Raw genomic sequence first — 23,211 nt, 5'->3', positions numbered from 1 at the left:
TGCAGATAGTAACCGCAGGCCTTCTACATCTTTTCAATAATGCACGTTACAAGACGTTCAAATTCCTCTGACCGCCTGTCCGCAACTGCCTGCACATCCAGATGGCTTAACTCTTCCCCCGTGATACCGCACGCCATATTCGATATACAGGATATCCCGCACACCCTCACACCGGCATGGCGGGCAGCGATTGCTTCACAAGCCGTACTCATGCCTACTGCGTCCGCCCCGATTGCCGCAAACATACGGATCTCCGCGGGACTCTCAAAATTCGGCCCGGTCGTCTGGACATAAACTCCCTCCTGGATCTGGATCTGTTCTTCCTGTGCCACATTCCGTATCAGCCCCATCAGCTCCACATCATAAATATGCGTCATATCCGGGAAACGGGTTCCAAGTTCAGACACATTCTCACCAATCAGTGGAGAGGGGACAAAACTGGATATCTGATCTGTGATCATCATAAAATCACCCTCGTGGAAATTCCGGTTGATCCCGCCCGAGGCATTCGTCAGGAACAGCTTCTCAATCCCCATCATCTTCATAAGCCTCACCGGAAGCACAACGTCTTCGATAGAATACCCTTCATAATAATGGACACGTCCCTTCATGACAGCAACCGGCACCATACCAATATATCCCAGCAGAAAACGCCCGTCATGCCCTTCAACCGTAGACACAGGGAACCCCGGAATATCACCATACGGGATTTCACATACCACCTTCATATTTCTAGCATAATTTCCAAGTCCCGAACCAAGAATCAACCCCACACGAGGGGAAAAATCCGTCACAGACTGATAATATTCATAACATTTCACCAGCTTCTCATACTGCCTGCTCATCGTACCCTCCTATTTTATTTCCTTAAATTATAGATATACATCTGGGAATTATTATAACACAAATAAGAAGCTCATGAAACACCGAACTTTCCTATCAAACTATCCACCTGCACTCTCCTCCTTGCCGGATGGCGCACGGATGCACCAGCCGATGACAGGACATGTCCCAAAGCCGGCGGCACAGCGCCTGCTGGTGAAAAGTCCGTAAAGTAAGCAGTAGAAGATGTTGACGAAAAAGGTGGGGAAAGAGAGGGCAGAATTTACTTCCGAAGTAAATTCTGTTGCCGCCTGAGGAGCAAAAACATCAGTTTTTGGGCCGAATGCGGCATATCCCTCTCTTTTCCCACCTTTTTCGTCTACAGCTTCTAAGCGAAACGCCCCGGACTTTAAGCCAGCAGGCGCTGTGCCGCCGGCTTTGGGACACGTCCTGCCATCGGCGTCCTGTATCCAGCATCCTTAAATAATGATGCAGACCAGCCCCCCGTTGCTGTCGTTTACGATTTTCTGCATGGTATCCTGCAGTTTTACCTGGCTCTCATCGTTAATCATTGTAATCTTATTGCGCATTCCGTCCATGACCAGTTCTTCAATGGATTTACCGAATATATTCGTTCCCCAGACCCCTTCGGGCGTCTCACTCTCGGCCTTGATGTATTCTACCAGATCCTGTGCCTGTTTCTCATTGCCGACGATCGGTGCGATCTCGGTCTCTATATTGGCACGTATCATATGGATCGAAGGCGCCTCCGAGTGGATCTTGACTCCGTACTTATTTCCCTGCTTGATGATCTGCGGTTCATCCAGCATGATTTCTTCCTTCTTCGGACTTACGACACCGTATCCTTTCATCTTCACATCTGCGAAAGCATCCTTGATCTGGGTATACTCCTCTTTCATGGCCGCAAGTTCCTTCATAGCCGTGATTAGTTCGTATTCTCCTTTGATGTCCGTCCCGGTCAATTCACTTAAGATTTCATAGTAGTACTGTTCTGCGAACGCGATCCGTATCTTTACTTTCCCGGTGTCCATCTCGATTTTGTCTACATTCACTTTTTCTATATAGGGGCTGTCTGTCTGCGGTGCCTCTCCTGACGCACTCCGGATATCTTTGAGTGAAGCCATGATATCCTTTACGTTCTGGAGCAGGTCTGCCTTGATCCTGTGTTCTCTGGATAGCATTTCCACCCACTTTGGAATATAGAATTCCACCTCTGATATTGGGAATTCAAATAACACCTGTCTCATAATGTTATGGATATCTTCTGTCCGAAGCTGTTCACAGTTGACCGGGAGGACAGATACTTTATATTTTTCCTCCAGTTCCTCCTTGAGTGATTTTGCTTCATCTGTGTATGGTTTTTTTGTGTTTAGAAGGACAATGAACGGTTTACCGATGGACTGGAGCTCCTTGATTGTCTTTTCTTCCGCTGCTATGTAATTTTCTCTCGGAAGGTCACCAATGCTTCCGTCTGTGGTCACGACGATCCCTATTGTCGCATGGTCGTGGATGACCTTCTGTGTCCCGATCGCGGCTGCCTTTGTAAATGGTATTTCATACTCAAACCAGGGCGTTTTTACCTGTCGCTCTGCATCGTTTTCTATATGCCCGGATGCGCCGTCAACCATGTATCCCACACAGTCTATCAGGCGTATCTTTACTTCTGCATCATCGGACAGCTTGATCGTGGCTGCCTCCTTCGGCACAAACTTCGGTTCTGTTGTCATGATCGTTGTACCGGATGCGGACTGGGGAAGTTCATCCTTTGTTCTTTCTCTTGCATGTTCGTCTGCCATATTCGGAAGCACCAGCAGGTCCATAAATCTCTTAATAAAGGTTGACTTGCCTGTCCGAACAGGACCAACGACTCCGATATACATTTCTCCGTTTGTTCTTGCTTTCATGTCTTTGTATAACTGAAATGAATCCATAGAAATACCCCCTTGTTCTGCTGATACCAATGTATGCACAGAAAAGGGGGTTTATGAATCAATCCTGAAAAATATTTGACGGATGTCTCATTGCTTATACTTCATCCGGCCAGGGAAGGGACGAATGTTCACTCTTGAGTTCCCTGAGCATCAGCTGGTCTACCGCCTCTGCCGGGTTCTTGCCCGCGAAGAGGACTGCATTAACCTGATCGACGATCGGCATGGATACGTCGTATTTTCTTGCCAGCTTTGCCGCTGCCTTTGCCGAATAAACACCTTCTACGACCATCTTGACTTCTTCCATCGCTTCTTCCATTGTCCTGCCCTGTCCGATCAGATAACCGGCTTTCCGGTTACGGCTGTGGACGCTGGCACATGTAACAATCAGATCTCCGATTCCTGTCAAACCGGTGAAGGTTTCAATCTTACCGCCCATCTTAACACCAAGCCTTGCTATCTCCGCAATCCCCCTGGTGATCAGGGCCGCCTTCGTATTATCACCGTATCCGAGGCCATCCGCGATTCCTGCTGCCAGGGCAATGACATTCTTCAAAGAACCGCCAAGCTCAATCCCTAAGATATCCGGGCTCGTGTATACGCGGAATACACGGCTAATAAACATGGACTGCAGGTATTCTGCCGTCTTTCTCGTTTTCGCACCGATCACGCACGTCGTCGGAAGCTTTCTTCCCACTTCCTCGGCATGGCTCGGCCCGGAAAGAACTGCAACATCGGCCTGTGGGATCTCTTCTTCGATCTGCTGGGAGAGTGTCATCAGGGTAGTCTCTTCGATTCCCTTCGCCACATCCACAATAATCTGCCCCTCTTTTATATAAGGACTCATGCTCTTTGCCGTAGCCCTCGTAAATGGAGATGGCACCGCAAGTACAAGAAAATCCCTGCCTGTTACTGCTTCCTCAAGATCATTTGTAATCATCAGGTCCTCCGGCAGTCTGACTCCCGGCAGTTTTGTCTCATGCTCTCTTTTCAGCGTGAGCATCTCCACTTCAGCCTTATCAATAGACCATACAGTCACCTGGTGTCCATTCTCATACAGCAGGACGGAAAGTGCTGTTCCCCAGCTTCCGGCTCCTAACACACCTACATTTGCCATAATTTCTTCTCCTTTACACATGAATCTGTTTTATTACTCCACTTTTACTACTTCTTTTTTCCTGATCCGAACCGGTTCTCTTCTCCTGCAAGCAGGCGCTTAATATTCTCCTTGTGGCGGTACCATGCCAGAATCGTGAGAAGCAGGACTAATATGTACATTTCATAAAGATACGGAGCTGCCATTTTAAAAATCCCATACTGTCCAAAGGTCGCTACCTCTATAAAAAACAGCGTAGATGCAAGGAGTGACCCGAGGGATACATATCTCGAAAATATAACCGCGATTAAAAATGCAGCCAGCGGAATCGGGACCATAGCCGGATTCGTTGATACGACCAGGCCGGCAAGAACAGCAATTCCTTTTCCTCCCTTGAACTTCAGGTAAAACGGGAAATTATGTCCCAGCGTTGCGCCCATACCGGCATACATGGCAAGGAGCGGCAGATATTCACTGCCGCGGTACAGATAACGTACAAGAAAAATTGCCAGAACGCACTTCAATACATCCCCTGCAAATGTCATGAGGCCGGCTTTCCATCCCATGACACGCACTGCATTTGTCGAACCGGCATTGCCGCTTCCTTCTTTCCGGATATCGATATGATTCAGTTTCCCTACGAGGTAACCTGTCTGCAGAAGACCGAAGACATAACCGATTACAAGGCAGACTAAACGTTCCATAACTATTGCTCCTTTTCCTTTCTTTCCCTGATAAAGAACTTCAGTGATGTTCCTCTGAAACCGAACGCCTCTCTGATCTTATTTTCCAGATATCTGGTGTATGAGAAATGCATCAGCTCTTTGTCGTTCACAAAGATGACGAAGGTCGGCGGCTTCACGGAAACCTGCGTAATATAATACAGCTTCAGCCTCTTTCCCTTGTCAGACGGCGGCTGCTGCATCGCAACTGCCTCGGTCATGATCTCGTTTAAGACTCCCGTTGCAACACGCAGTGTCTGGTTTTCAATGACCATATCAATCACATCGTAAAGCTTCGTCAGCCTCTGCCCTGTCTTTGCAGACACGAACATTACCTCGGCATAAGAAAGATAAGACAGGACCTGTCTGATCTTTGACTCGTACTCTCTCGTTGTTTTGTCATTTTTCTCTATGGCATCCCATTTATTTACGACAATAATGATCCCTTTTCCTCGTTCATGTGCGATTCCCGCGATCTTCGCATCCTGTTCTGTCACGCCCTCCTCGGCATCAATCACCATAAGCACGACATCGGCACGTTCAACCGCCGTTACCGTACGGATGATACTGTAACGCTCCAGTTCCTCTTTGATCTTATTCTTTCTGCGCAGGCCAGCCGTATCAATGAAAATATATTCCTTTCCATTGTGTACAATGTCTGTATCAATGGCATCCCTCGTAGTTCCTGCGATGTCAGAGACAATCACCCTGTTTTCGCCCAAGAGCTTATTAATAATAGAAGACTTTCCGACATTCGGTTTCCCGACGATTGCAATCCTCGGTCTGTCGTCTTCCTCCTCTTCTCCTGACCCCTCTGGGAAATATGCTGCCACTGCATCCAGCATGTCCCCGAGCCCGAGCCGTGATGATGCGGAAACCGGAACCGGGTCCCCGATTCCCAGATTATAAAACTCGTATACATCCGGCATAAACTTATTGAAGCTGTCTACCTTATTTACGACAAGTACAACCGGCTTTCCTGACCTCCTCAGCATATCTGCCACTTTAGAGTCAGAATCTACCAGCCCCTGTCTTACATCTGTAATAAAAATAATAACATCCGCCGTATCAATGGCAATCTGCGCCTGTTCCCTCATCTGTGCAAGGATAATGTCTTTACTGTCCGGTTCGATACCACCTGTGTCAATCAGGGTGAACTCTCTGTCCAGCCAGCTGACATCCGCATAAATACGGTCCCTTGTCACTCCAGGTGTATCTTTGACAATTGAAATCATCTCTCCTGCCAGAGCATTGAATAGTGTAGATTTTCCAACATTCGGCCTTCCTACAATCGCTACTACTGGTTTACTCATATTATATAACTACCTTTCTTAATCTGTATGCGGGCCCAATACAGCATTTATGAAATCCTGCCCGCTTGATTTTACAATATCTACCGGAACTTGTAAAGCATTCTCCACATCCTGGACCGTAAAATCATCCAAAAACACTTCTTCCCCGATGCGGAGCATGTTGCAGGGAAGCAAAAGTGCCGCCCCCAGTTCCTTCCCTTTCAGCTGTTCCGTCAGGTCCTGTCCGGTGATCAGTCCGGAAACTGTGATGCGCTCCCCGAAGAAATGATTCTCGATCGGATAGAGACGGACGAGGACATTTGGGAACTTCTCTCTTAGTCTTCCCAGCATCCGCTTTAAATATGGGTATGCAAGCCTGCCGGTTGCAAGTGATATCTCTCTTTTTCGCAAATCTCCTTCAAGCGCCTTTAATCCTTCTTCAAATTCATCGAATAAGAGACGCAGCATTCCCACGCCATTCTCCAGCTGCAAATAGCCGTCATAGCGTTGCTCCTCCGGGAGTTCCTCTTCGGCCAGAATATACCATTCGTCTCCCGCATGGATAAAATGGATTCCATATTCCTCATAGACTTTATCCTGCCACGCATGGATCGTTTTTAAAACTTCCCTTGCGTCCTCTTTTGTAAAAGGCTCCAAAGGATACAGGCCATCCCTGTACTTTGTCAGTCCTACCGGAACGACAGATACGCTCCGTAAAAACGGCAGGTAGCCTGTCAGGTCACGGATGCTTCTCTCCAGCTCATCCTTGTCATTCACGCCCTTACAGAGCACGATCTGCCCATTCATCTGGATTCCGCCCTGATACAGGATGTCCACCTTTTTCAGTGCATCTCCTGCAAACCTGTTATGGAGCATCCTGCACCTGAGTTCCGGGTTCGTCGTCTGGAATGATATATTAATCGGCTCCAGATGGTATTTTACGATCCTTTCTACGTCTTCCTCACTCATATTGGTCAGTGTAATATAGTTTCCCTGCAGGAAAGAAAGCCTTGAATCATCATCCTTAAAGTACAAGGTATCACGCATTCCTTCCGGCATCTGGTCTATAAAGCAGAACATGCACTTGTTCCTGCAGGAACGGTACTCATCCATCAGACTCTGCTCAAACTGAAGTCCCAGACTTTCATCCTCATCCTTTTCAATCTCCAGCTCCCACTGTTCTCCATCGGGTTTCTCTATTAACAATAGAACTTCTTCCGCTTCCATATAGTAATAATAATCAAATACGTCCGAAATTTCATTGCCGTTGATGCCCAGAAGCTTGTCCCCGGGCCCGATCCCCATTTCTTCACCGATGCTCCCCGGTTCTACCTGGCTTACAACGTGTACATGTTTCATATATTTCTTAACTCCTTATTTTCCTGCTGTATCATATTTACTGTTATGCGCACAGTAACCTTATTATATCATAAAACCCTCCCCTGCGAAAGCCATGCTTGAATTTCATTAAAAAAAATGATATAACCTATATGTAAGAGACTGGGATTTTCCGGTCTTAATTTCGTCGAACATAGGAGAAAATCATGTCAAACATCGAACTGTTAGAAAAGACACTTCCTGTCGCGCCGCTTAAGATCGCTGCTATGGAAAGCTGTAAAGAACTGGGGAGAAAGGTAAATGACTATATTGTATCTTTCCGCGAAAATACAATTTGTGAAGTAAAGCCTTCCCCCCTCTATGTCAATTATGAATCCCATAATTACCTCGTAGACTGCTGCTGTCCGCGCTTTGGCTCCGGTGAAGCCAAAGGGATTCTCAAAGAAACTATCCGCGGGACTGATTTATTCATTATGACAGATGTATGCAACTATAACCTGACCTATACCCTCAACGGCCATGTTAACCACATGTCCCCGGACGACCATTACCAGGACCTGAAAAGAATTATTTCCGCCGCCACAGGCAAAGCACGCCGCATTAACGTTATTATGCCATTTATGTATGAAAGCCGTCAGCATAAGCGCACGAAAAGAGAGTCTTTGGATTGTGCAATCGCACTGAAAGAGCTGATTGACATGGGGGCATCCAATATCATTACCTTTGATGCACACGACCCAAGGGTGCAAAATGCAATCCCACTGAATGGATTCGACAGCTTTAACCCGCCTTACCAGTTTATGAAGGCTTTATTCCGCTCCGTACCAGACTTAAAGGTAGACAAGGAGCACCTGATGATTATCAGCCCCGATGAGGGTGCAATGCATCGTGCAGTCTACTTTTCTAATATTCTCGGTGTCGACATGGGGATGTTCTACAAGCGACGCGACTATTCTACTGTCGTAGGCGGAAAGAACCCGATTGTTGCCCATGAATTCCTCGGGGATGATGTCGAGGGCAAGGATGTTATCATTGTAGATGATATGATCTCATCCGGTGAGAGTATGCTGGATGTTGCTAAGCAGCTCAAGGACAGAAAGGCCGGACGTGTTTTTGTGTGTACAACATTCGGACTGTTTACCGAAGGGTTTGGCAAATTTGATGAGTATTATGAAAAAGGCTATCTGGACCGGGTTATCGCAACAAATCTTACGTATCTGCCTCCGGTTGTGAAGGAAAAGCCTTATTTCGTAACAGCGGATATGAGTAAATTCCTTGCACTGATTATTGATTCACTGAACCACGATACAACGATCGGAGCTGTTCTTAACCCAACTGATAAGATTCACGCTCTGCTTGAAAAAAAGAGAAATTCCGAAAGAGTTTAAAAAAGACCGGATCACTTCCTCATTTAGTGATCCGGTTCTTTGATTTTTATCTTAATCTGCCTGTCTCATATTTGATCTTCATCCGTAGATAACTCATGAGTTCTTCGTATCTGAGTTCTGTCGTCTTTTCCGTCAGAACACTGCCGAGACTCTCTGCTGCCGTTGTCAGGAAGGACTCTTTTACCTCAGTACGGTGCTGATAGAGGAACCTCAGTTTTTCTTCATTTGACCTGCAGTCTAAAAACTGCATAATCAATGACGGCTCTGCTTTCTTGCCCTCGCCTTCTGTTTCAGAAGCTGCTTTCTGTCCCTCATCTCTTCCGGCCAGTTCGAACCGGTATCTCTGACCGGCATCGGGATATTTTTCTCTGTCAACAGGGCTTAAAAACATGGCAAGCGGGCGGGCGTAAATTCCCCGGCTGCCGTACATTGCCTCGTATATGACCAGTTCTTCCCCCGTTTCCGTGTGTATAGCTACATTCAGCACCTTGTACTGCCTGCCTTTAAAGTGTGTATAGATTTCCCCTGACTGCGGCTTTTTACGTTCCATATCCAGCTCCTGATTAATATAACTTCGCACTGATTAGTTTCGGACGGAATCCTTTTGCTTCCAGTGCATCCAGTATTTTATGTTTGTGTTCTGTCCCGAAGGCTTCCATTGTAATCCTCAATTCCACAGCCGCGTTTCTGTTCGTGCTTACAAACTGATTATGCTCCAGTTTGATTACGTTACCCTGCTGGTCTGCAATCGTGGAAGCGACGCTCACCAGCTCACCCGGCTTATCCGGAAGCAGGACAGATACGGAGAATATCCTGTCTCTCTGGATCAGGCCGTGCTGCACGATTGAAGACATCGTAATCACATCCATGTTGCCGCCGCTTAAGATACAGACTACTTTCTTTCCTTTGCAGTCCAGCTGCTTAAGTGCCGCAACGGATAAAAGGCCTGAGTTTTCCACGATCATTTTATGATTCTCCACCATATCGAGGAAGGCGCCAATCAGCTCGTCATCGTCAACCAGAAGGATATCGTCAACGTTTTCCTGTACGTAAGGCAGGTTCTGGACACCGACCGCCTTCACGGCAGTACCGTCTGCAATCGTATTGGCACTCTCAAGCTCCACGACTTCCCCGGCCTTTAAAGCCGCCGTCATGCTGGCAGCCTCAGACGGCTCCACGCCGATCACTTTAATCTTCGGGTTCAGCATTTTGGCGAGTGTGGCCACGCCTGTAATAAGTCCGCCCCCTCCGACCGGGACAAGGATGTAATCTACTGTGGGAAGTTCCTGCACAATCTCCATTGCGATCGTTCCCTGCCCTGTTGCGACATCGAGATCGTCAAACGGGTGTACAAACGTATACCCTTCCTTCTCCGCCAGTTCATATGCATAAGCACAGGCATCATCATAAACGTCCCCGTAAAGAATAACTTCGGCGCCATAGCTCTTAGTACGGTTCACCTTAATCAGCGGAGTAACCGTGGGCATGACGATGGTTGCCTTACAGCCGTATTTCTTTGCCGCGTATGCCACGCCCTGGGCATGGTTGCCGGCTGATGCCGTGATCAGCCCCTTTTGCCGGTCCTCCTCGGACAGTGTGCTGATCTTGTAGTACGCGCCGCGCAGCTTATATGCACCTGTGTGCTGCATGTTTTCTGGCTTCAGATACACTTTCCCGCCGCTCAGTTCACTCAGATAATCACTAAAAACCAGCTTGGTCGGGTTGGTTACCTGTTTTACGAGTTCACTTGCTTCTTCAAACTTCTCTAACGTTAACATTTTACCCCTTCTTTCTTTTTGGCTATTCCTCTTCCGTTTGCCCGCTGTAGAATAATGCATTTACAAATTCATCTGCATCAAACTTCTGTAAATCCTCAATCGTCTCACCGACTCCGATATATTTTACCGGGATACCGAGCTCGGCCTGTATGGCAACGGCGATTCCGCCTTTTGCCGTGCCGTCCATCTTTGTCAGGATGACTCCCGTTATATCTGCTACTTCATTGAATTCCTTTGCCTGTGCGAGGGCATTCTGTCCGGTCGTGGCATCGAGTACGACAAGTGTCTCCTTATATGCCTCGGGATATTCTCTCTCGATCACACGGCTGATCTTTCTCAGCTCATCCATCAGATTCTTCTTATTGTGGAGCCTTCCTGCTGTGTCACACAGGAGTATGTCTGCTTCCCTCGCCTTCGCGGCGGCTACCGCATCATATACGACGGATGCCGGGTCTGCGCCCTCCTGCCCGCCGATCATCTCCACCTCTGCGCGGTTTGCCCATTCTTTCAGCTGCTCACCTGCTGCCGCCCGAAATGTATCCGCCGCTGCCAGAATCACCTTTTTATGCTGGTCATGGAATTTCCCTGCCAGCTTGCCAATCGTCGTCGTTTTACCGACCCCGTTGACGCCGATTACAAACACAACGGATGTCTTTTCTTCGAATTCATAGGCTGTCTCGCCTACATCCATCTGTTCCTTGATACTGTCAATCAAAAGCTGCCTGCATTCCACAGGTTCTTTGATATGCTGTTCCCGGACTCTCCCTTTCAGGTCTTCTATGATCTCCATCGTCGTATTCACGCCTAAGTCCCCCATGATAAGGGTCTCTTCCAGTTCCTCATAGAAGTCGTCATCTATTTTCGAAAAGCCGTGGAAAATACTGTCCATGCCGGATACAATATTGTCTCTCGTCTTTGTCAGGCCGGACACAAGCCGTTTAAAAAAGCCTTGTTTTTCTTCCATCTTACTCCTCCATTCTTATTTATCCAGTTCATTCTCCAACAGGTCTACGGATACAAGGGTGGAAACCCCTTTCTCCTGCATGGTAATACCGTAGAGTCTGTCTGCCGCGGTCATGGTGCCCCTTCTGTGCGTGATTACGATAAACTGTGTATTCTTTGTCAGCTTATGCAGATACTGGGCAAAGCGGGTTACATTGCTGTCATCCAGCGCCGCCTCAATCTCATCCAGAAGGCAGAATGGGGAAGGCTTCAGGTTCTGGATGGCAAACAGCAGTGAAATAGCCGTCAGTGCCTTCTCCCCGCCGGACAGCTGCATCATATTCTGTAGTTTTTTCCCCGGCGGCTGTGCGATGATCCGGATCCCCGCCTCCAGGATATCTTCATCCTCCATCAGCTCCAGTGTACCCTTTCCGCCTCCGAAGAGCTGCTTGAATACGCTGTCAAATTCTTTTGAGATCAGTGCAAACTGTTCTTCAAACTGCTTACGCATCGCCGCATCCAGCTCCTCGATGATCTTGATCAGTGTGGCCTCTGCCTCGATCAGATCGTCATGCTGTCCTTTCAGGAATTCAAAACGTTCTGAGACATTCTTGTAATCCTCGATAGCATTGACATTGACATCGCCCAGCTTTTTTATATCTCCTTTTAAGTTCTGGATCTGGCGTTTCATATAGGCGAGGTCCGTCAGGTTTTCGTTCCGCAGATCCAGTGCATGATTATAGGTGATCTCATATTCCTCCCACATGTAGTTAATCTGCTTTTCCGATGCCTCCTCATAAGACTCTTTCCGGCTGTTGAGGCGGAAACACTCCTTGTCCAGTTCTGACATATGTCTGGAGAGTTCCTCTCTTTTTCCAAGAAATGCTTTATGCTTCTGGTTCAGTTCGTCTCTCTTCGCCACCTGGCTCTTAATCTCCGTATCAATCTCTGCAAACAGTTCCTTTGACTGCTCTATCGTATCCTTAAGGTCCTGTATTTTATTTTCTTTTTCCTGAATCTCTTCTGACGCATTCCCTTTGTTGATATCCAGTTCTTTCAGCTCTGCTTCAAACTTCTCGATTTCCTCTTTGATACGGCTCGTGTTCTCATGGATAAACACATTCTGCTGCTCCAGGCTGGCAAGCGCCAGATGTACTTCCTCTGAACGCTTTAACTGTATAGACTCCTGCACCTTATCTGTTTCCAGATTTTTCTGCAGTTTTTCAATCTTTTCATTCAGTTCTTTTTCCAGTGCTTCCGAAGCTTCCAGTTCCATCTGGATGGAATCCTCATTGTCCAGAATCTCCTGAAGGCGCTGCTCCAGTGTCTCCTGTTCCCTCAGGTAGCTGTCATAGCGGTCCTTCGCCTCTTTCTGTCTTGTAATCACCTGCTCCAGATTCATCTTAGCGGTGTTCTCGACTACGGATGCCTTCCTCAGCTTCTGCTGGATCTCGTCAATGACGCTGTAGCACGCGGCACGCTTTGCCTTCACCTCGTTGACTGCCTTCTCGCAGTCGTCCATATCCTTCTTCAGCATTCTGACCGTCTGCTCGAACTCTTCGATCTCGCGCCGCCTGCTCAAAAGGTTGCTGGAATTCTTGAAAGCTCCTCCTGTCATGGAACCGCCCGGATTAATCAGTTCCCCTTCCAGTGTCACAAGGCGCAGGGACTGCCTGTACTTTCTGGCGAGCTGCACCCCATGATCAATGTTTTCCACGACGATTGTTCTTCCTAAAAGCTGGTCGGCCAGCCCCTGGAACTGCGCCTCCACATGTACCAGTGTATTGGCAAGCCCCACTACCCCTGGTTCTTTTAACACCTCCGGCTGGCGCAGTCCCCCGCCGCTGTGCATGCTTGTGAGCGGCAGAAAAGTGGCACGCCCGAACTTATTCTGTTTCAGGTAGGAGATCATACGTTTCGCAGTCTCCTCATTATCTGTCACGATGTTCTGGATATTTCCGCCTAACGCGGTCTCAATGGCAATCTCATATTCCTTATCAACCTTGATGATATCCGCAACAACACCAATCAGGCCCTTTTCCCGGTCCTTATTGCCCATCACTTTACGGATACTGTTGCCGTAACCATCGTACCGCTCCGTGATATTCTTTAGAGACTCCAGTCTCGATGATTCCCTGTGATATGCAGTCTGTCCGATGCGCAGCTGTTCCTGCTTCTCTGACAGGACTTTCTGGAGTGTCTCAATCTCCTGCTCATTTTCATTGACCTGTGCCGTATATCCGTTGATTTCCTCTGATATCTGCCTCAGCTCATTCTCATATGAGGCAAGCACTGCATTCTGCTTTTCCGCTTCAGAAGACACTTCTATGATCTTTCTCCCCAGCTCGGCCTTCCTCGTTGTAATCTGTTCCTGAGTGGTATCATAATGCTGGATCTTTGCCTTTGTAGATGCCCTGCTGTTCAAGAGCTCCATGATCTCGGCCTTGCTCTGTTCCGCCTCCGCCGTCCGAGACGCAATACGCGTCTGGATATCGATCAGGGCTTCTTTGGCCTCTGTGTCACTTCTGGTCACCTCCGCAAGCTTTGCCTTTACGGCGGCCTGTTCTTTTAGAAGCTCTTCCTGCTGTGCCTGTCTTGTATCGATCTCCACACGAATGGTATTCAGGCGGTTATCGTAATGCTCGTCATTCATGCGGACCGTGTTAATCTGTTCCTTCAGGACATTGATCTGGCCTTCCAGCTGCTGCTTTAAAAGGGTGGTCTCATTGAGCTGGCCCTTCGCCTTTTCGATCGAAAAATCAATCTCGTCCACTTCTTCCTCGATGGCCTCATATTCCGTCTTCATATTTTCATACTTGACGCTTGTCTCCTCTAGTTCATCGCCGGCAATCTTAAGCTTATCGTCCAGTTCTCTGATCTGGTCCCTGATACGTTCCGTTTCCAGCAGGAACATATTAATATCATAAGTCTTCAGTTCTTCCTTTTTCTTCAGATACTCTCTTGCCACCTCTGACTGCCTCTTTAAAGGCCCGATCTGTTTTTCCAGCTCTGAGAGGATGTCGTTGACACGGGTCAGATTCAGTCGTTCATCCTCCAGTTTCTTTAAAGAAAGATTCTTACGCCGTTTAAACTTCACGATTCCGGCCGCCTCATCAAATAATTCACGGCGTTCTTCCGGCTTTCCACTCAGAATTTTATCAATCTGTCCCTGACCGATGATAGAATACCCTTCTTTCCCGATCCCGGTGTCGTAAAACATCTCGTTGATATCTTTCAGCCTGCATCCTGCACCGTTAATAAGATATTCACTCTCCCCGGAGCGGTACAGCTTTCTGGTGACTGTCACTTCCCCGTACTCCACGGGCAGCTGGTGATCCGAATTGTCCAGTGTAATGGCAACGGATGCATAGCTGAGCGGTTTTCTGTTCTCTGTTCCGGAGAATATGACATCCTGCATCGTGCCGCCGCGAAGCTGCTTCACACGCTGTTCTCCGAGAACCCACCGCACTGCATCGGCAACATTGCTCTTCCCGCTGCCGTTCGGGCCCACGATACCGGTGATCCCGTTGTGGAATTCGAATTTAATTTTATTGGCAAAAGACTTAAAGCCCTGTACCTCTATGCTCTTTAAATACATATAACACCTGCTTTATTTTCTAATTTCCAGAATTGCCTTATATGCGGCCTCCTGTTCTGCGGCTTTTTTGGTTCTGCCTTCCCCGATTCCGAACCCTTTTTCACCGATCAGTACTTCTACGAAGAAGGACTTATTATGGTCCGGCCCTTCTTCCTTTACCAAATGGTATGAAATAGCGCCTTCCATCTTTGCCTGTACGATCTCCTGCAAAATAGTCTTGCTATCAAAAAAGAGCTTCTTATCCTCTAAATCCGTCAGTATAAAGCGATGGATAAACTCTTTTGCATTAGTAAAACCACCGTCCAGATAGATCGCCCCGATCAGGGCTTCCAATGCATCTGACGTGATGGAATCACGCTTTCTCCCGCCGGTCGCCTCTTCTCCTTTTCCGAGCAGCAGATAACTTCCCAGATCGATATCGCGTGCACAGAAAGCGAGCGCAGGTTCACATACCATGCTTGCCCGTGTCTTCGTAAGTTCCCCTTCTGACACCTTGGGTGACTCTAAAAATAAAAATTCACTGGAAACAAGTTCCAGCACTGCATCTCCGAGAAATTCCAGGCGTTCATTACAATGGTACTTTTCCAGATGCTTCTCATTTGTATAGGAGCTGTGCATCATTGCACGCCTAAGCAGAGAAAAATCCTGAAATTTATATCCTATTTTCTTCTCGAGTTCTTTTAAACGATCGCTCATAACCCCCACCTTCCGGAAAGCATGTCCGCACTTAAGCCGGCTTACTGCCCTCCTTCTTTTTATCAATCCAGTTAAAATGAAAAAGCCCATAGGGGGCTTTTTCATAAGTAACCTATTATTCTACAGCCTTTCTAATCTGATAAACCGCATCACCTACTGTCGCAATCTTCTCTGCCTCGTCATTGTCAATCTCAATGTCGAATTCTTCTTCAATCCCCATGATTATCTGGAAAATGTCTAATGAATCTGCTCCCAAATCATCCACAAATGTCGTCTCCAGATTGATATCATCCTTCTGTACGTTTAATACGTCTGCAATAATTTCCTGTAATTTTTCAAATTCCATTGTCCTCTTCCCTTTCTTTGTTACATTAGTCTTCTTTTTTTTCTTCCTGCGTTTTGGATACTACGTCTCTGATCTTTTCATTGATCCGTTGTTCCTTGAATGTCACGCATTGGATAATTGAATTGCATACTTCTTTCGAAGTAGAACTTCCATGTGTCTTGACAACCAGCCCGTTCAATCCCAGAAGCGGCGCTCCGCCGTACTCACTGGCATCGAAGTCCTTCAGTGTGCTTTTCAGCGCCGGTTTGACGAGAAGTGCCCCGATCTTGGTCCTAAGTGATGTCATCATGCCGGCCTTAATCTTGCTGATCAGTGTACCTCCCACGCCTTCATACAGCTTCAGGATTACATTACCCACAAAAGCCTCGCACACGACAACGTCTACGGCTCCTGCCGGAATATCCCTGGCCTCCACGCTTCCCACAAAGTTAATGTCGCTGCATTCCTTCAGCAGGGGGAATGTCTCCTTGACCAGTGCGTTTCCTTTTTCTTCTTCCGCACCGATATTCACGATTCCTACGGTCGGGTTCTTCTTCCCTATGACATTCTCCATATAGATGGAACCCATCTTTGCGAACTGCACAAGGTGTGAAGGCCTTGCATCTACATTCGCACCGCAGTCTACCAGTAAAGATACACCTCTGGCTGTGGGAATCAGCGGCGCCAGCGGCGGTCTCTCCACCCCCTTGATTCTTCCGACGATCACCTGGCCGCCGACCAGAATCGCCCCGGAGCTTCCTGCAGATACGAACGCATCAGCTTCTCCTTTTTTCACCAGATTCATAGCTACCACAATGGAAGAATCTTTCTTCCTGCGAATCGCCACAACAGGTGGTTCGGCAGTCTCGATTACTTCAGATGCATTTATAATCTCAATCTGGTCTGACGGATATGTGTACTCTGATAACGTCTTCTTCAGCAGTTCTTCCTGCCCTGTCAACAGGATCTTGATATCGCCCCTTTGCTTCACGGCTTCCACCGCACCCTTGATCATCTCTCCCGGTGCATTATCGCCGCCCATTGCATCCAGGGCAACTCTTGTAATATCAGACATTTCTATTCCTCCTAACGCTACTGCATTCATTCTACTAAACCTCAATCCAAAAATCAATAACAAATTGGGAATTATAGGACGAACTTGTAACAGGCTTGTGACAAGAAGGCCCCCGGCCAATCAGCAAGTGAAAGGCCGGGGGCCGCAGATTCCTCTTTGATATTTTATTTTGTAGACTCCCGGATGATCAGCTCCAGCTCGAAGGAAGTGCCTGTGCTTAGGTGGGGTTTGTCCTCCATCTGGGCCACAAGGAGCTCTACCGCTTTTATGCTCATTGCTTCTATGGGGACATTCACGGTCGTCAGTCTTGGACAGCAGTACCTGGCAAATTCAATATTGTCACAGGAGGCCAGCATCAGGTCATCCGGCACTTTGATATTATGATCCCTCAGGCAGTTCAGGGCACCTACCGCCATGATGTCTGTATCGCTTAAAATAGCGTCCGGCAAAGTATCGCACTTTAGAATCTGTCCGGCGGACTCATACCCGGTCTCCATTGTATATTCTTTCTCGAGTCTCGTGATGCTGTGGGGCTTCAGGCCATATTTTTCCATTGTCATAAGAAAGCCTTTCAGCTTCGGCTCGTGGGCCGTATCCTTCGTCTTGCAGCCTATGTAGGCTATGTTCTTATTGCCCCGGCTGATTAGATATTCACATATTTTTTCAATCCCGAGAGTAAAATCTGCATGGATGATCTTCGCAGAGTCATACTCATTAAAATACCGGTCTGAATTACTCATAATGACCATCGGTACTTTGTCATGCCTTTTTGCAAAGGCGATCGACTGTTCCATATCATGAAAGTAGCACAAAACCAGCCCGCTGAAATAGTGGAGGGGCAGTGATTCAAACAGGGTGTCAATGTTCCCGTTCACATCATTAATAGAGTACAGCACAACGGAATAATTGTACTTCATTGCCTCCTTCCTGATTGTATTGAACAGTGCCGCATGAAATGGATTCCGTATCTCCTGCGCAATAACCGCAATTGTCTTTGAATCCTGTACTCTTAAATTTCTGGCAAATAAATTGGGTCTGTAGTTCAGCTTTTGAATCGCATCCTCAACAGCTTCCCTTTTATCTTCTCTTAATAGCTCCGGTGTATTCAGGTATTTGGAAACTGTCCCAACTGAAACTCCGGCTAATTTTGCAACATCTTTTATAACCGCCACAAGTATTTCCTTTCCCATCGATATAAATTATGCCGCCCGGCTGTAGAAAATCGATGACCACGCCTTGTTTTACCCCGCATGGATAGCTTGTTATATTATACCAGAAATCTTTGATTTTTTCATCAGATGTGATTTTTTTCTTCCCCTCCTTCGTCCTTTTGGCTAAGGAACCAGCATAACCTTCATTGCTGCCGGCTCTTCCTCTGCCGTACGAAATGCCTTTTCCCAGTCTTTCAGTTCAAAGGAATGAGAGATTAGCCCGTCTGTTTTTATCAGGCCGCTCTCAATCCCTTCTATGACTGAATGAAAGGTAAGCGCAGACAGGTGGGAGCCCCTGATGCTCAGTTCCTTTCCATCCCCGATTACATTCCAGTCTGCTTTTACTTCCTCCGCAAATACGCCCATCTGCACATACCTGCCATGATTTTTCAGTGATTCCAGTCCCTGTGATACACTTCTGGGGCTTCCTGATGCTTCTATATATACATCACACCCATCCCCACCTGTGAGCCTGTGTATTTCTTCGGCCACATTGCATTCTGCCGGATTCAGTACATAATCTGCGCCATATTTTCTGCCCATATCCAGACGGAATTCTTTTATATCGATTCCGATCACCATCTTTGGCAGGCAGAGTCTGGCAAGGTTTACCATAGAGGTTCCGATAGCGCCGAGGCCTGCAATTACCACGACATCATCATGTCTGATATCCGCAAGTTCGACCGCATGCATCCCGCAGGCAATCGGTTCAATCAGGACTGCCTGCTCATTCGTAAATGTATCCGGGATTCTATGTATAATACTATTTTTATGCAGTTTGATATACTCGGCAAAACCTCCCTGGATATGCTGTTTGAACCCATATACCGCCGAACCGGTACACATCCAGTATTTTCCCTGTCTGCAGAAATCACATTCGCCGCACGGGGCAATCTGTTCCGCACATACCCTGTCTCCGGTCTTATATGCGTCCATGCCTTCCCCTGCCTCTGCGACCTCGCCAAAAAATTCATGCCCGCCTGTTACTGGAGCCTCGATGTAACGGTTTTCTTCACTCGTCCCCCAGATTCTGATCCCCCCGTGGTAAGATTTCACATCCCCTGCACAGATTCCGCAGCCAAGGACCTTCAAAACGAGCTCACCGGGTCCCGCCGACGGGATGCCGGTTTCTTCCAGCCTGTTATCATATGGCGCGTAGGATACTAATGCTTTCATATTTCCTTTCATTTGGCCTCCTCCATTCTCTTTGCATGTTCATATGCCAGATATGTATTCTGTACCTTAAACATCCCCCCGTCGATCCCGATGATCTCGCCTGTCACATATCCACCCTCCGGTGAAGTTAAAAAACCGACCAGCGCAGCCACATCTTCGCCTGTCCCGAAACGGTTAAGACACAGGTCCTTCACCTGTTCTTCCCCCCGTTCCTGTATCATGGCGTCTGTCATGTCTGTGTGGATAATCCCGGGAGCATATGCATTGACGCTGATATGGTACGGTCCAAGCTCTGCCGCGCTTATTTTTGTAAGCATGTCCACCCCTGCCTTGCTTGCCGCATATGCCGCAAGCCCGCAGTCTGCAAAATGTCCTGAGATTGAGGACGCATTGGCAACTCTCCCGTAGTTATTTTTCTTCATATATTCCGATACACTCTTAAGCATATAAAACTGGCTTTTAAAATTCGTATCCAGCACCCTGTCCAGATAAGCAGAATCCATTTCATCTATAAAGCAGAAATCAAAGATCCCCGCATTGTTCACCAGAATATCAATCCGTCCAAACTTCTCCCCGATCTTTTTTATCAGCTGTTTTACTTCTTCTTCCTTTGAAACATCCGCCTTGTAAATACCGCTTTCCGGTTCAAATGCTTTGAGGCTTTCCAGTGTCTTTTGCGCGCTCTCTTCATGGGACCTGTATACTGCACATACAATATTCCCCCGCCTTGCAAGCTCAATACTGATCGCCTGCCCCATTCCGCGGGTTCCCCCGGTTACAACTGCTACTCTTTTTTCTTCCATCGTCTCGCCCTCCTTTTCATGCCGCCGTTTCTCTTTATGTATTCCTGTTCACCCCCTGCCCTGCGGGCGTGCACAGGAATCTTAATCTTCAAAATACGGAATCACCGCAAATGACTGGGCAGCACCGTCAATCCAGTTAAATCTTGCATATTCCGCAACAATATTGTCACTGCTTGTCAGAACCGCACTGTAGCAGGTCGATACAGGCACTGTCAGATTCCACTCTTCCAACTGGTCCATACGGATATGACGCGCCGACATGGGTGCTACCAGAATCCCGTCCAGCCTTGCGGGCTCTCTTCCATTGTCAAATAATAAGTCTATACATACCTCACATGGCCCGTCTCCCGTGTTCAGCAGTGTAATGCTTTCATGTGAGGGGGTCGGCCTGTCCCCTTTTTCTTTCATATATAAGTCGGGGATGCACCATTTCTTATGCCCCATACCTCTGCCCATATTATCTCCTCCTGTATCAGGCCTTCTGGCTCCGCTTTCTTCTTATTACGTCTACAATAACGGCCAGCACAATAATGCCGCCTTTCACCATTCTCTGTGCTCCCTGCGGTACATTCAAAAGGTTCAGCCCGTTGGCAACCACGCCGATGATCATGGTGCCAATGATTGTGCCTACGAGTGTCCCTTCCCCGCCTGTCATGGATGTCCCGCCGATTACGACTGCCGCGATGGCATCCAGCTCCGCACCGTCTGCATTGGTCGGTACCGCCGAATCCAGCCTGGAGGTCAGTACGATTGCCGCAACACCACAGCAGAAGCCGCTGATTACATAGGCGATGCATTTGATTTTTTTCACATTTATGCCGGAAAGCTTTGCACAGTTTTCATTGCCGCCGATTGCATAAATGTAGCGGCCGTACTTTGTATATTTCAGCACATATGCCGCGACTGCGAACATAACCACCATAATCAGAATGGTAAAAACCGGTATCCCGCCGTACCGTCCTGTAATAGCCAGAAATCCCTTCGGGAAGGTATAAATCGGCTGTCCCTCTGTAATGGTGTATGCCGCCCCTCTGGCGATTGACATCATGCCCAGGGTTGCAATGAACGGAGGCAGCTCAAACCCGGTGATCAATAGTCCTGTCACGAGTCCGACTGCCGAGGCAAATGCGACGCCAAGCAGAAGGCTTAAGATCACAGGCATATTCCAGTTCTTCATCATCAGTCCCATCATAAGTCCTGTAACTGCTATGATGGAGCCTACCGAAAGGTCAATCCCGCCAAGCAGAATGATGAACGTCATCCCGATGGCAATCAGGAAGTTTGTGGATATCTGCTGGGAGACATTCAGAAGGTTGGACGCCGTAAGAAAGCTGTCGCTGGCAAACGTAAGTACTACGCATAGTGCCACCAGTGCAATCAAAATCCCCAGATAACTTGTCCCTTTTCTTTCTTTTCCTTTAAGCTTCATGCTGTTTTCCCCTTTCCTCTGCTCCGACCGCCAGTGTCATAACGGATTCCTGGTCTGCCTCTTCTCTGCTCAGGGAACCACTCACCTTTCCTCTTGCCATGACAACGACACGGTCACAGATACCAAGCAGTTCCGGAATCTCGGATGTAATAACAAGAATCGCCTTTCCTTCCTTTGCCAGCTCATTAATGAGACTGTAAACTTCTATTTTCGCACCTACGTCTATTCCGCGGGTCGGTTCATCCAGTATCAGCACCCGGCATTTGGAAAGGAGCCATTTTGCCAGAACGACTTTCTGCTGGTTCCCTCCCGAAAGGTTCTCCACTTTCTGATAAACAGACGGAGTTTTGATATTTAGTTTACTGACATACTCTTTTACGGTGTTCTTCTCTTTGCTTAAATTCAGATGTATCCCCGTTTTGAATGCATCCAGTGCGGCCAGCGTCACGTTCTCGCCTACCCCCAGTTTCAGGATCAGTCCTTCGCCTTTCCTGTCTTCTGTCACGTACCCGATCCCCGCGCTGATCGCATCCTTCGGATTCCGGATATTGCATTCCTTGCCGTCAATATATATACGCCCGTCTGTCCTGGCATCCAGGCCAAAAACCGCCCGGACTGTTTCTGTCCGTCCCGCGCCGACCAGTCCTCCCACACAGAGCACCTCTCCCGCCCTTACAGAGAAACTGACATTCTGCACTCTGGAACCTGCACACAGATTCTCCACCCGTATGACTTCATCTCCGATTTGTTTCTCAATCCTTGGAAATTTCTCTTTCAGTTCCCGGCCTACCATCAGACGGATAATCTCATCCATCGTGACGTTTGCAATATCCAGTTCTTTTATCGTACACCCGTCCCGCATAACTGTAGCCCGGTCGCAGATTTCCATTACTTCTTCCAGCCTGTGGGATATATAAATGATAGAGACCTGTTCTTCCTTCAGCTTTTTCACGATGCGGAACAAATTTTTCGTTTCCCGCTCTGTCAAAGGAGCCGTAGGTTCGTCCATGATGATGATTTTCGCATCTTTAGAAAGTGCTTTTGCAACTTCTACCATCTGCTGCTTTGCAATGCCCAGATCCCTTATGTAATCCGTGCTCTTTACATCTACCCCCAGATCTTCCAGTAATCTGTCCGCTTCCTGATAAACCGCTTTCCAGTTCACTTTCACCGGATTACTCATCTTATAGCATCCGAGAAATATATTTTCCGCTACGGTCAGCGTAGGGATTAGATTCAGTTCCTGATAAATAATACTGATTCCTAAATCTTCGGCCGCCTTCGGATTCCCCAGCTCCGACTTCTGTGAGAATACTTCTATCTCACCTTCATCCTTCACGTATGCACCTGAAAGGATCTTCATCAGTGTAGATTTCCCCGCTCCGTTTTCACCCAGCAGAGCGTGTACCTCCCCTTTCTTTACACGAAGGCTCACATGGTCCAGTGCCAGTACTCCGGGGAAACGTTTTGTAATGTCTGACATTTTCAAAATATATTGATCTGCCATTTGCTTCCTCCTGACTTGTCTTAGAGCATGTATGATAAATCATGTATACCGATGATTTATCATA

The 23,211-nt window shown here is 47.7% G+C and carries 20 protein-coding genes; 1 reads left to right on the top strand and 19 read right to left on the bottom strand.

Features of this window, described 5'->3' with window-relative positions; genetic code table 11:
- Positions 1 to 23: 23 nt before the first annotated feature.
- The 6 genes from DWX43_RS02290 to DWX43_RS02265 form a co-directional block, all read right to left on the bottom strand.
- Positions 24 to 845, bottom strand: a complete 822-nt coding sequence (locus tag DWX43_RS02290) for a purine-nucleoside phosphorylase (protein WP_118618567.1) — start codon at positions 843 to 845, stop codon at positions 24 to 26.
- A 456-nt stretch (positions 846 to 1,301) separates the two neighbouring features.
- Positions 1,302 to 2,774, bottom strand: coding sequence for a stage IV sporulation protein A (gene spoIVA / locus DWX43_RS02285; RefSeq protein ID WP_109729193.1), 1,473 nt, complete (start codon positions 2,772 to 2,774; stop codon positions 1,302 to 1,304).
- 94 nt (positions 2,775 to 2,868) lie between these two features.
- Positions 2,869 to 3,888, bottom strand: a complete 1,020-nt coding sequence (locus tag DWX43_RS02280) for an NAD(P)H-dependent glycerol-3-phosphate dehydrogenase (protein ID WP_109729192.1) — start codon at positions 3,886 to 3,888, stop codon at positions 2,869 to 2,871.
- Positions 3,889 to 3,935: 47 nt separating this feature from the next.
- Positions 3,936 to 4,571 carry a glycerol-3-phosphate 1-O-acyltransferase PlsY gene (gene plsY / locus DWX43_RS02275; protein ID WP_109729191.1) on the bottom strand — a complete coding sequence of 212 codons (636 nt, stop codon included), beginning with the start codon at positions 4,569 to 4,571 and terminating at the stop codon, positions 3,936 to 3,938.
- A gap of 2 nt (positions 4,572 to 4,573) precedes the next feature.
- Entirely contained in the window at positions 4,574 to 5,902 is a 1,329-nt protein-coding gene (gene der / locus DWX43_RS02270; RefSeq protein WP_109729190.1) for a ribosome biogenesis GTPase Der, read from the bottom strand.
- A gap of 18 nt (positions 5,903 to 5,920) precedes the next feature.
- Positions 5,921 to 7,240, bottom strand: coding sequence for a DUF512 domain-containing protein (locus DWX43_RS02265; protein WP_118618565.1), 1,320 nt, complete (start codon positions 7,238 to 7,240; stop codon positions 5,921 to 5,923).
- Between the two features lie 185 nt (positions 7,241 to 7,425).
- Here DWX43_RS02265 and DWX43_RS02260 point away from each other — a divergent pair, with 185 nt between their 5' ends.
- The gene (locus tag DWX43_RS02260) at positions 7,426 to 8,607 is read left to right on the top strand and encodes a ribose-phosphate pyrophosphokinase (RefSeq protein ID WP_109729188.1); all 1,182 of its coding nucleotides are present in this window, start codon (positions 7,426 to 7,428) and stop codon (positions 8,605 to 8,607) included.
- Positions 8,608 to 8,653: 46 nt separating this feature from the next.
- Here the strand turns inward: DWX43_RS02260 and DWX43_RS02255 are convergent, their stop codons facing one another.
- The 13 genes from DWX43_RS02255 to DWX43_RS02195 all read right to left on the bottom strand — a co-directional run bounded on the left by DWX43_RS02255 (position 8,654) and on the right by DWX43_RS02195 (position 23,147).
- Positions 8,654 to 9,157: a DUF1653 domain-containing protein gene (locus DWX43_RS02255; protein WP_109729187.1), complete on the bottom strand. Its 504-nt coding sequence runs from the start codon at positions 9,155 to 9,157 to the stop codon at positions 8,654 to 8,656.
- Between the two features lie 13 nt (positions 9,158 to 9,170).
- A complete protein-coding gene (gene ilvA, locus DWX43_RS02250) occupies positions 9,171 to 10,385 on the bottom strand; it encodes a threonine ammonia-lyase (protein ID WP_109729186.1) in 1,215 nt (404 codons plus the stop codon).
- Between the two features lie 22 nt (positions 10,386 to 10,407).
- Entirely contained in the window at positions 10,408 to 11,349 is a 942-nt protein-coding gene (gene ftsY / locus DWX43_RS02245; protein ID WP_118618563.1) for a signal recognition particle-docking protein FtsY, read from the bottom strand.
- A 15-nt stretch (positions 11,350 to 11,364) separates the two neighbouring features.
- Positions 11,365 to 14,925: a chromosome segregation protein SMC gene (gene smc / locus DWX43_RS02240; RefSeq protein ID WP_118618561.1), complete on the bottom strand. Its 3,561-nt coding sequence runs from the start codon at positions 14,923 to 14,925 to the stop codon at positions 11,365 to 11,367.
- A gap of 12 nt (positions 14,926 to 14,937) precedes the next feature.
- A complete protein-coding gene (rnc, locus tag DWX43_RS02235) occupies positions 14,938 to 15,621 on the bottom strand; it encodes a ribonuclease III (RefSeq protein ID WP_109729183.1) in 684 nt (227 codons plus the stop codon).
- A gap of 115 nt (positions 15,622 to 15,736) precedes the next feature.
- Positions 15,737 to 15,967 carry an acyl carrier protein gene (acpP, locus tag DWX43_RS02230; RefSeq protein ID WP_109729182.1) on the bottom strand — a complete coding sequence of 77 codons (231 nt, stop codon included), beginning with the start codon at positions 15,965 to 15,967 and terminating at the stop codon, positions 15,737 to 15,739.
- A 25-nt stretch (positions 15,968 to 15,992) separates the two neighbouring features.
- A complete protein-coding gene (gene plsX, locus DWX43_RS02225) occupies positions 15,993 to 17,021 on the bottom strand; it encodes a phosphate acyltransferase PlsX (RefSeq protein ID WP_109729181.1) in 1,029 nt (342 codons plus the stop codon).
- Positions 17,022 to 17,185: 164 nt separating this feature from the next.
- Complete coding sequence (locus DWX43_RS02220) at positions 17,186 to 18,211, bottom strand: LacI family DNA-binding transcriptional regulator (protein WP_118618559.1); 1,026 nt, start codon at positions 18,209 to 18,211, stop codon at positions 17,186 to 17,188.
- A gap of 144 nt (positions 18,212 to 18,355) precedes the next feature.
- On the bottom strand, positions 18,356 to 19,420 hold the full coding sequence (locus DWX43_RS02215; protein WP_118618557.1) for an alcohol dehydrogenase catalytic domain-containing protein: 1,065 nt from the start codon (positions 19,418 to 19,420) through the stop codon (positions 18,356 to 18,358).
- Positions 19,417 to 20,211 (bottom strand): SDR family NAD(P)-dependent oxidoreductase, encoded by a 795-nt coding sequence (locus DWX43_RS02210; RefSeq protein ID WP_118618555.1) that lies wholly within the window; start codon positions 20,209 to 20,211, stop codon positions 19,417 to 19,419. Before DWX43_RS02210 ends, DWX43_RS02215 begins: the two co-directional genes overlap by 4 nt.
- 81 nt (positions 20,212 to 20,292) lie before the next feature.
- Positions 20,293 to 20,667, bottom strand: a complete 375-nt coding sequence (locus tag DWX43_RS02205; protein WP_109729177.1) for a sensory rhodopsin transducer — start codon at positions 20,665 to 20,667, stop codon at positions 20,293 to 20,295.
- 16 nt (positions 20,668 to 20,683) lie between these two features.
- On the bottom strand, positions 20,684 to 21,640 hold the full coding sequence (locus DWX43_RS02200; RefSeq protein WP_109729176.1) for an ABC transporter permease: 957 nt from the start codon (positions 21,638 to 21,640) through the stop codon (positions 20,684 to 20,686).
- Positions 21,630 to 23,147, bottom strand: coding sequence for a sugar ABC transporter ATP-binding protein (locus tag DWX43_RS02195; protein ID WP_109729175.1), 1,518 nt, complete (start codon positions 23,145 to 23,147; stop codon positions 21,630 to 21,632). Before DWX43_RS02195 ends, DWX43_RS02200 begins: the two co-directional genes overlap by 11 nt.
- Positions 23,148 to 23,211 lie beyond the last annotated feature (64 nt).

It is taken from the genome of Clostridium sp. AF19-22AC (genome assembly GCF_003479085.1).
GTDB classification, from domain to species: domain Bacteria; phylum Bacillota; class Clostridia; order Lachnospirales; family Lachnospiraceae; genus Faecalicatena_A; species Faecalicatena_A orotica.
The sequence above is the reverse complement of the archived record's forward strand: the minus strand, read 5'-3'. Positions and strand labels throughout refer to the sequence as shown.

Bases quoted from the DNA above. Each gene is read 5' to 3' on its own strand.
- rnc (WP_109729183.1), bottom strand. From the start codon at position 15,621: ATGAGCGATCGTTTAAAAGAACTCGAGAAGAAAATAGGATATAAATTT.
- DWX43_RS02215 (WP_118618557.1), bottom strand. From the start codon at position 19,420: ATGAAAGGAAATATGAAAGCATTAGTATCCTACGCGCCATATGATAAC.
- ftsY (WP_118618563.1), bottom strand. From the start codon at position 11,349: ATGGAAGAAAAACAAGGCTTTTTTAAACGGCTTGTGTCCGGCCTGACA.
- DWX43_RS02260 (WP_109729188.1), top strand. From the start codon at position 7,426: ATGTCAAACATCGAACTGTTAGAAAAGACACTTCCTGTCGCGCCGCTT.
- DWX43_RS02220 (WP_118618559.1), bottom strand. From the start codon at position 18,211: ATGGGAAAGGAAATACTTGTGGCGGTTATAAAAGATGTTGCAAAATTA.
- plsY (WP_109729191.1), bottom strand. From the start codon at position 4,571: ATGGAACGTTTAGTCTGCCTTGTAATCGGTTATGTCTTCGGTCTTCTG.
- DWX43_RS02210 (WP_118618555.1), bottom strand. From the start codon at position 20,211: ATGGAAGAAAAAAGAGTAGCAGTTGTAACCGGGGGAACCCGCGGAATG.
- DWX43_RS02205 (WP_109729177.1), bottom strand. From the start codon at position 20,667: ATGGGCAGAGGTATGGGGCATAAGAAATGGTGCATCCCCGACTTATAT.
- DWX43_RS02200 (WP_109729176.1), bottom strand. From the start codon at position 21,640: ATGAAGCTTAAAGGAAAAGAAAGAAAAGGGACAAGTTATCTGGGGATT.
- DWX43_RS02290 (WP_118618567.1), bottom strand. From the start codon at position 845: ATGAGCAGGCAGTATGAGAAGCTGGTGAAATGTTATGAATATTATCAG.
- smc (WP_118618561.1), bottom strand. From the start codon at position 14,925: ATGTATTTAAAGAGCATAGAGGTACAGGGCTTTAAGTCTTTTGCCAAT.
- ilvA (WP_109729186.1), bottom strand. From the start codon at position 10,385: ATGTTAACGTTAGAGAAGTTTGAAGAAGCAAGTGAACTCGTAAAACAG.
- acpP (WP_109729182.1), bottom strand. From the start codon at position 15,967: ATGGAATTTGAAAAATTACAGGAAATTATTGCAGACGTATTAAACGTA.
- DWX43_RS02255 (WP_109729187.1), bottom strand. From the start codon at position 9,157: ATGGAACGTAAAAAGCCGCAGTCAGGGGAAATCTATACACACTTTAAA.
- DWX43_RS02195 (WP_109729175.1), bottom strand. From the start codon at position 23,147: ATGGCAGATCAATATATTTTGAAAATGTCAGACATTACAAAACGTTTC.
- spoIVA (WP_109729193.1), bottom strand. From the start codon at position 2,774: ATGGATTCATTTCAGTTATACAAAGACATGAAAGCAAGAACAAACGGA.
- der (WP_109729190.1), bottom strand. From the start codon at position 5,902: ATGAGTAAACCAGTAGTAGCGATTGTAGGAAGGCCGAATGTTGGAAAA.
- DWX43_RS02280 (WP_109729192.1), bottom strand. From the start codon at position 3,888: ATGGCAAATGTAGGTGTGTTAGGAGCCGGAAGCTGGGGAACAGCACTT.
- plsX (WP_109729181.1), bottom strand. From the start codon at position 17,021: ATGTCTGATATTACAAGAGTTGCCCTGGATGCAATGGGCGGCGATAAT.
- DWX43_RS02265 (WP_118618565.1), bottom strand. From the start codon at position 7,240: ATGAAACATGTACACGTTGTAAGCCAGGTAGAACCGGGGAGCATCGGT.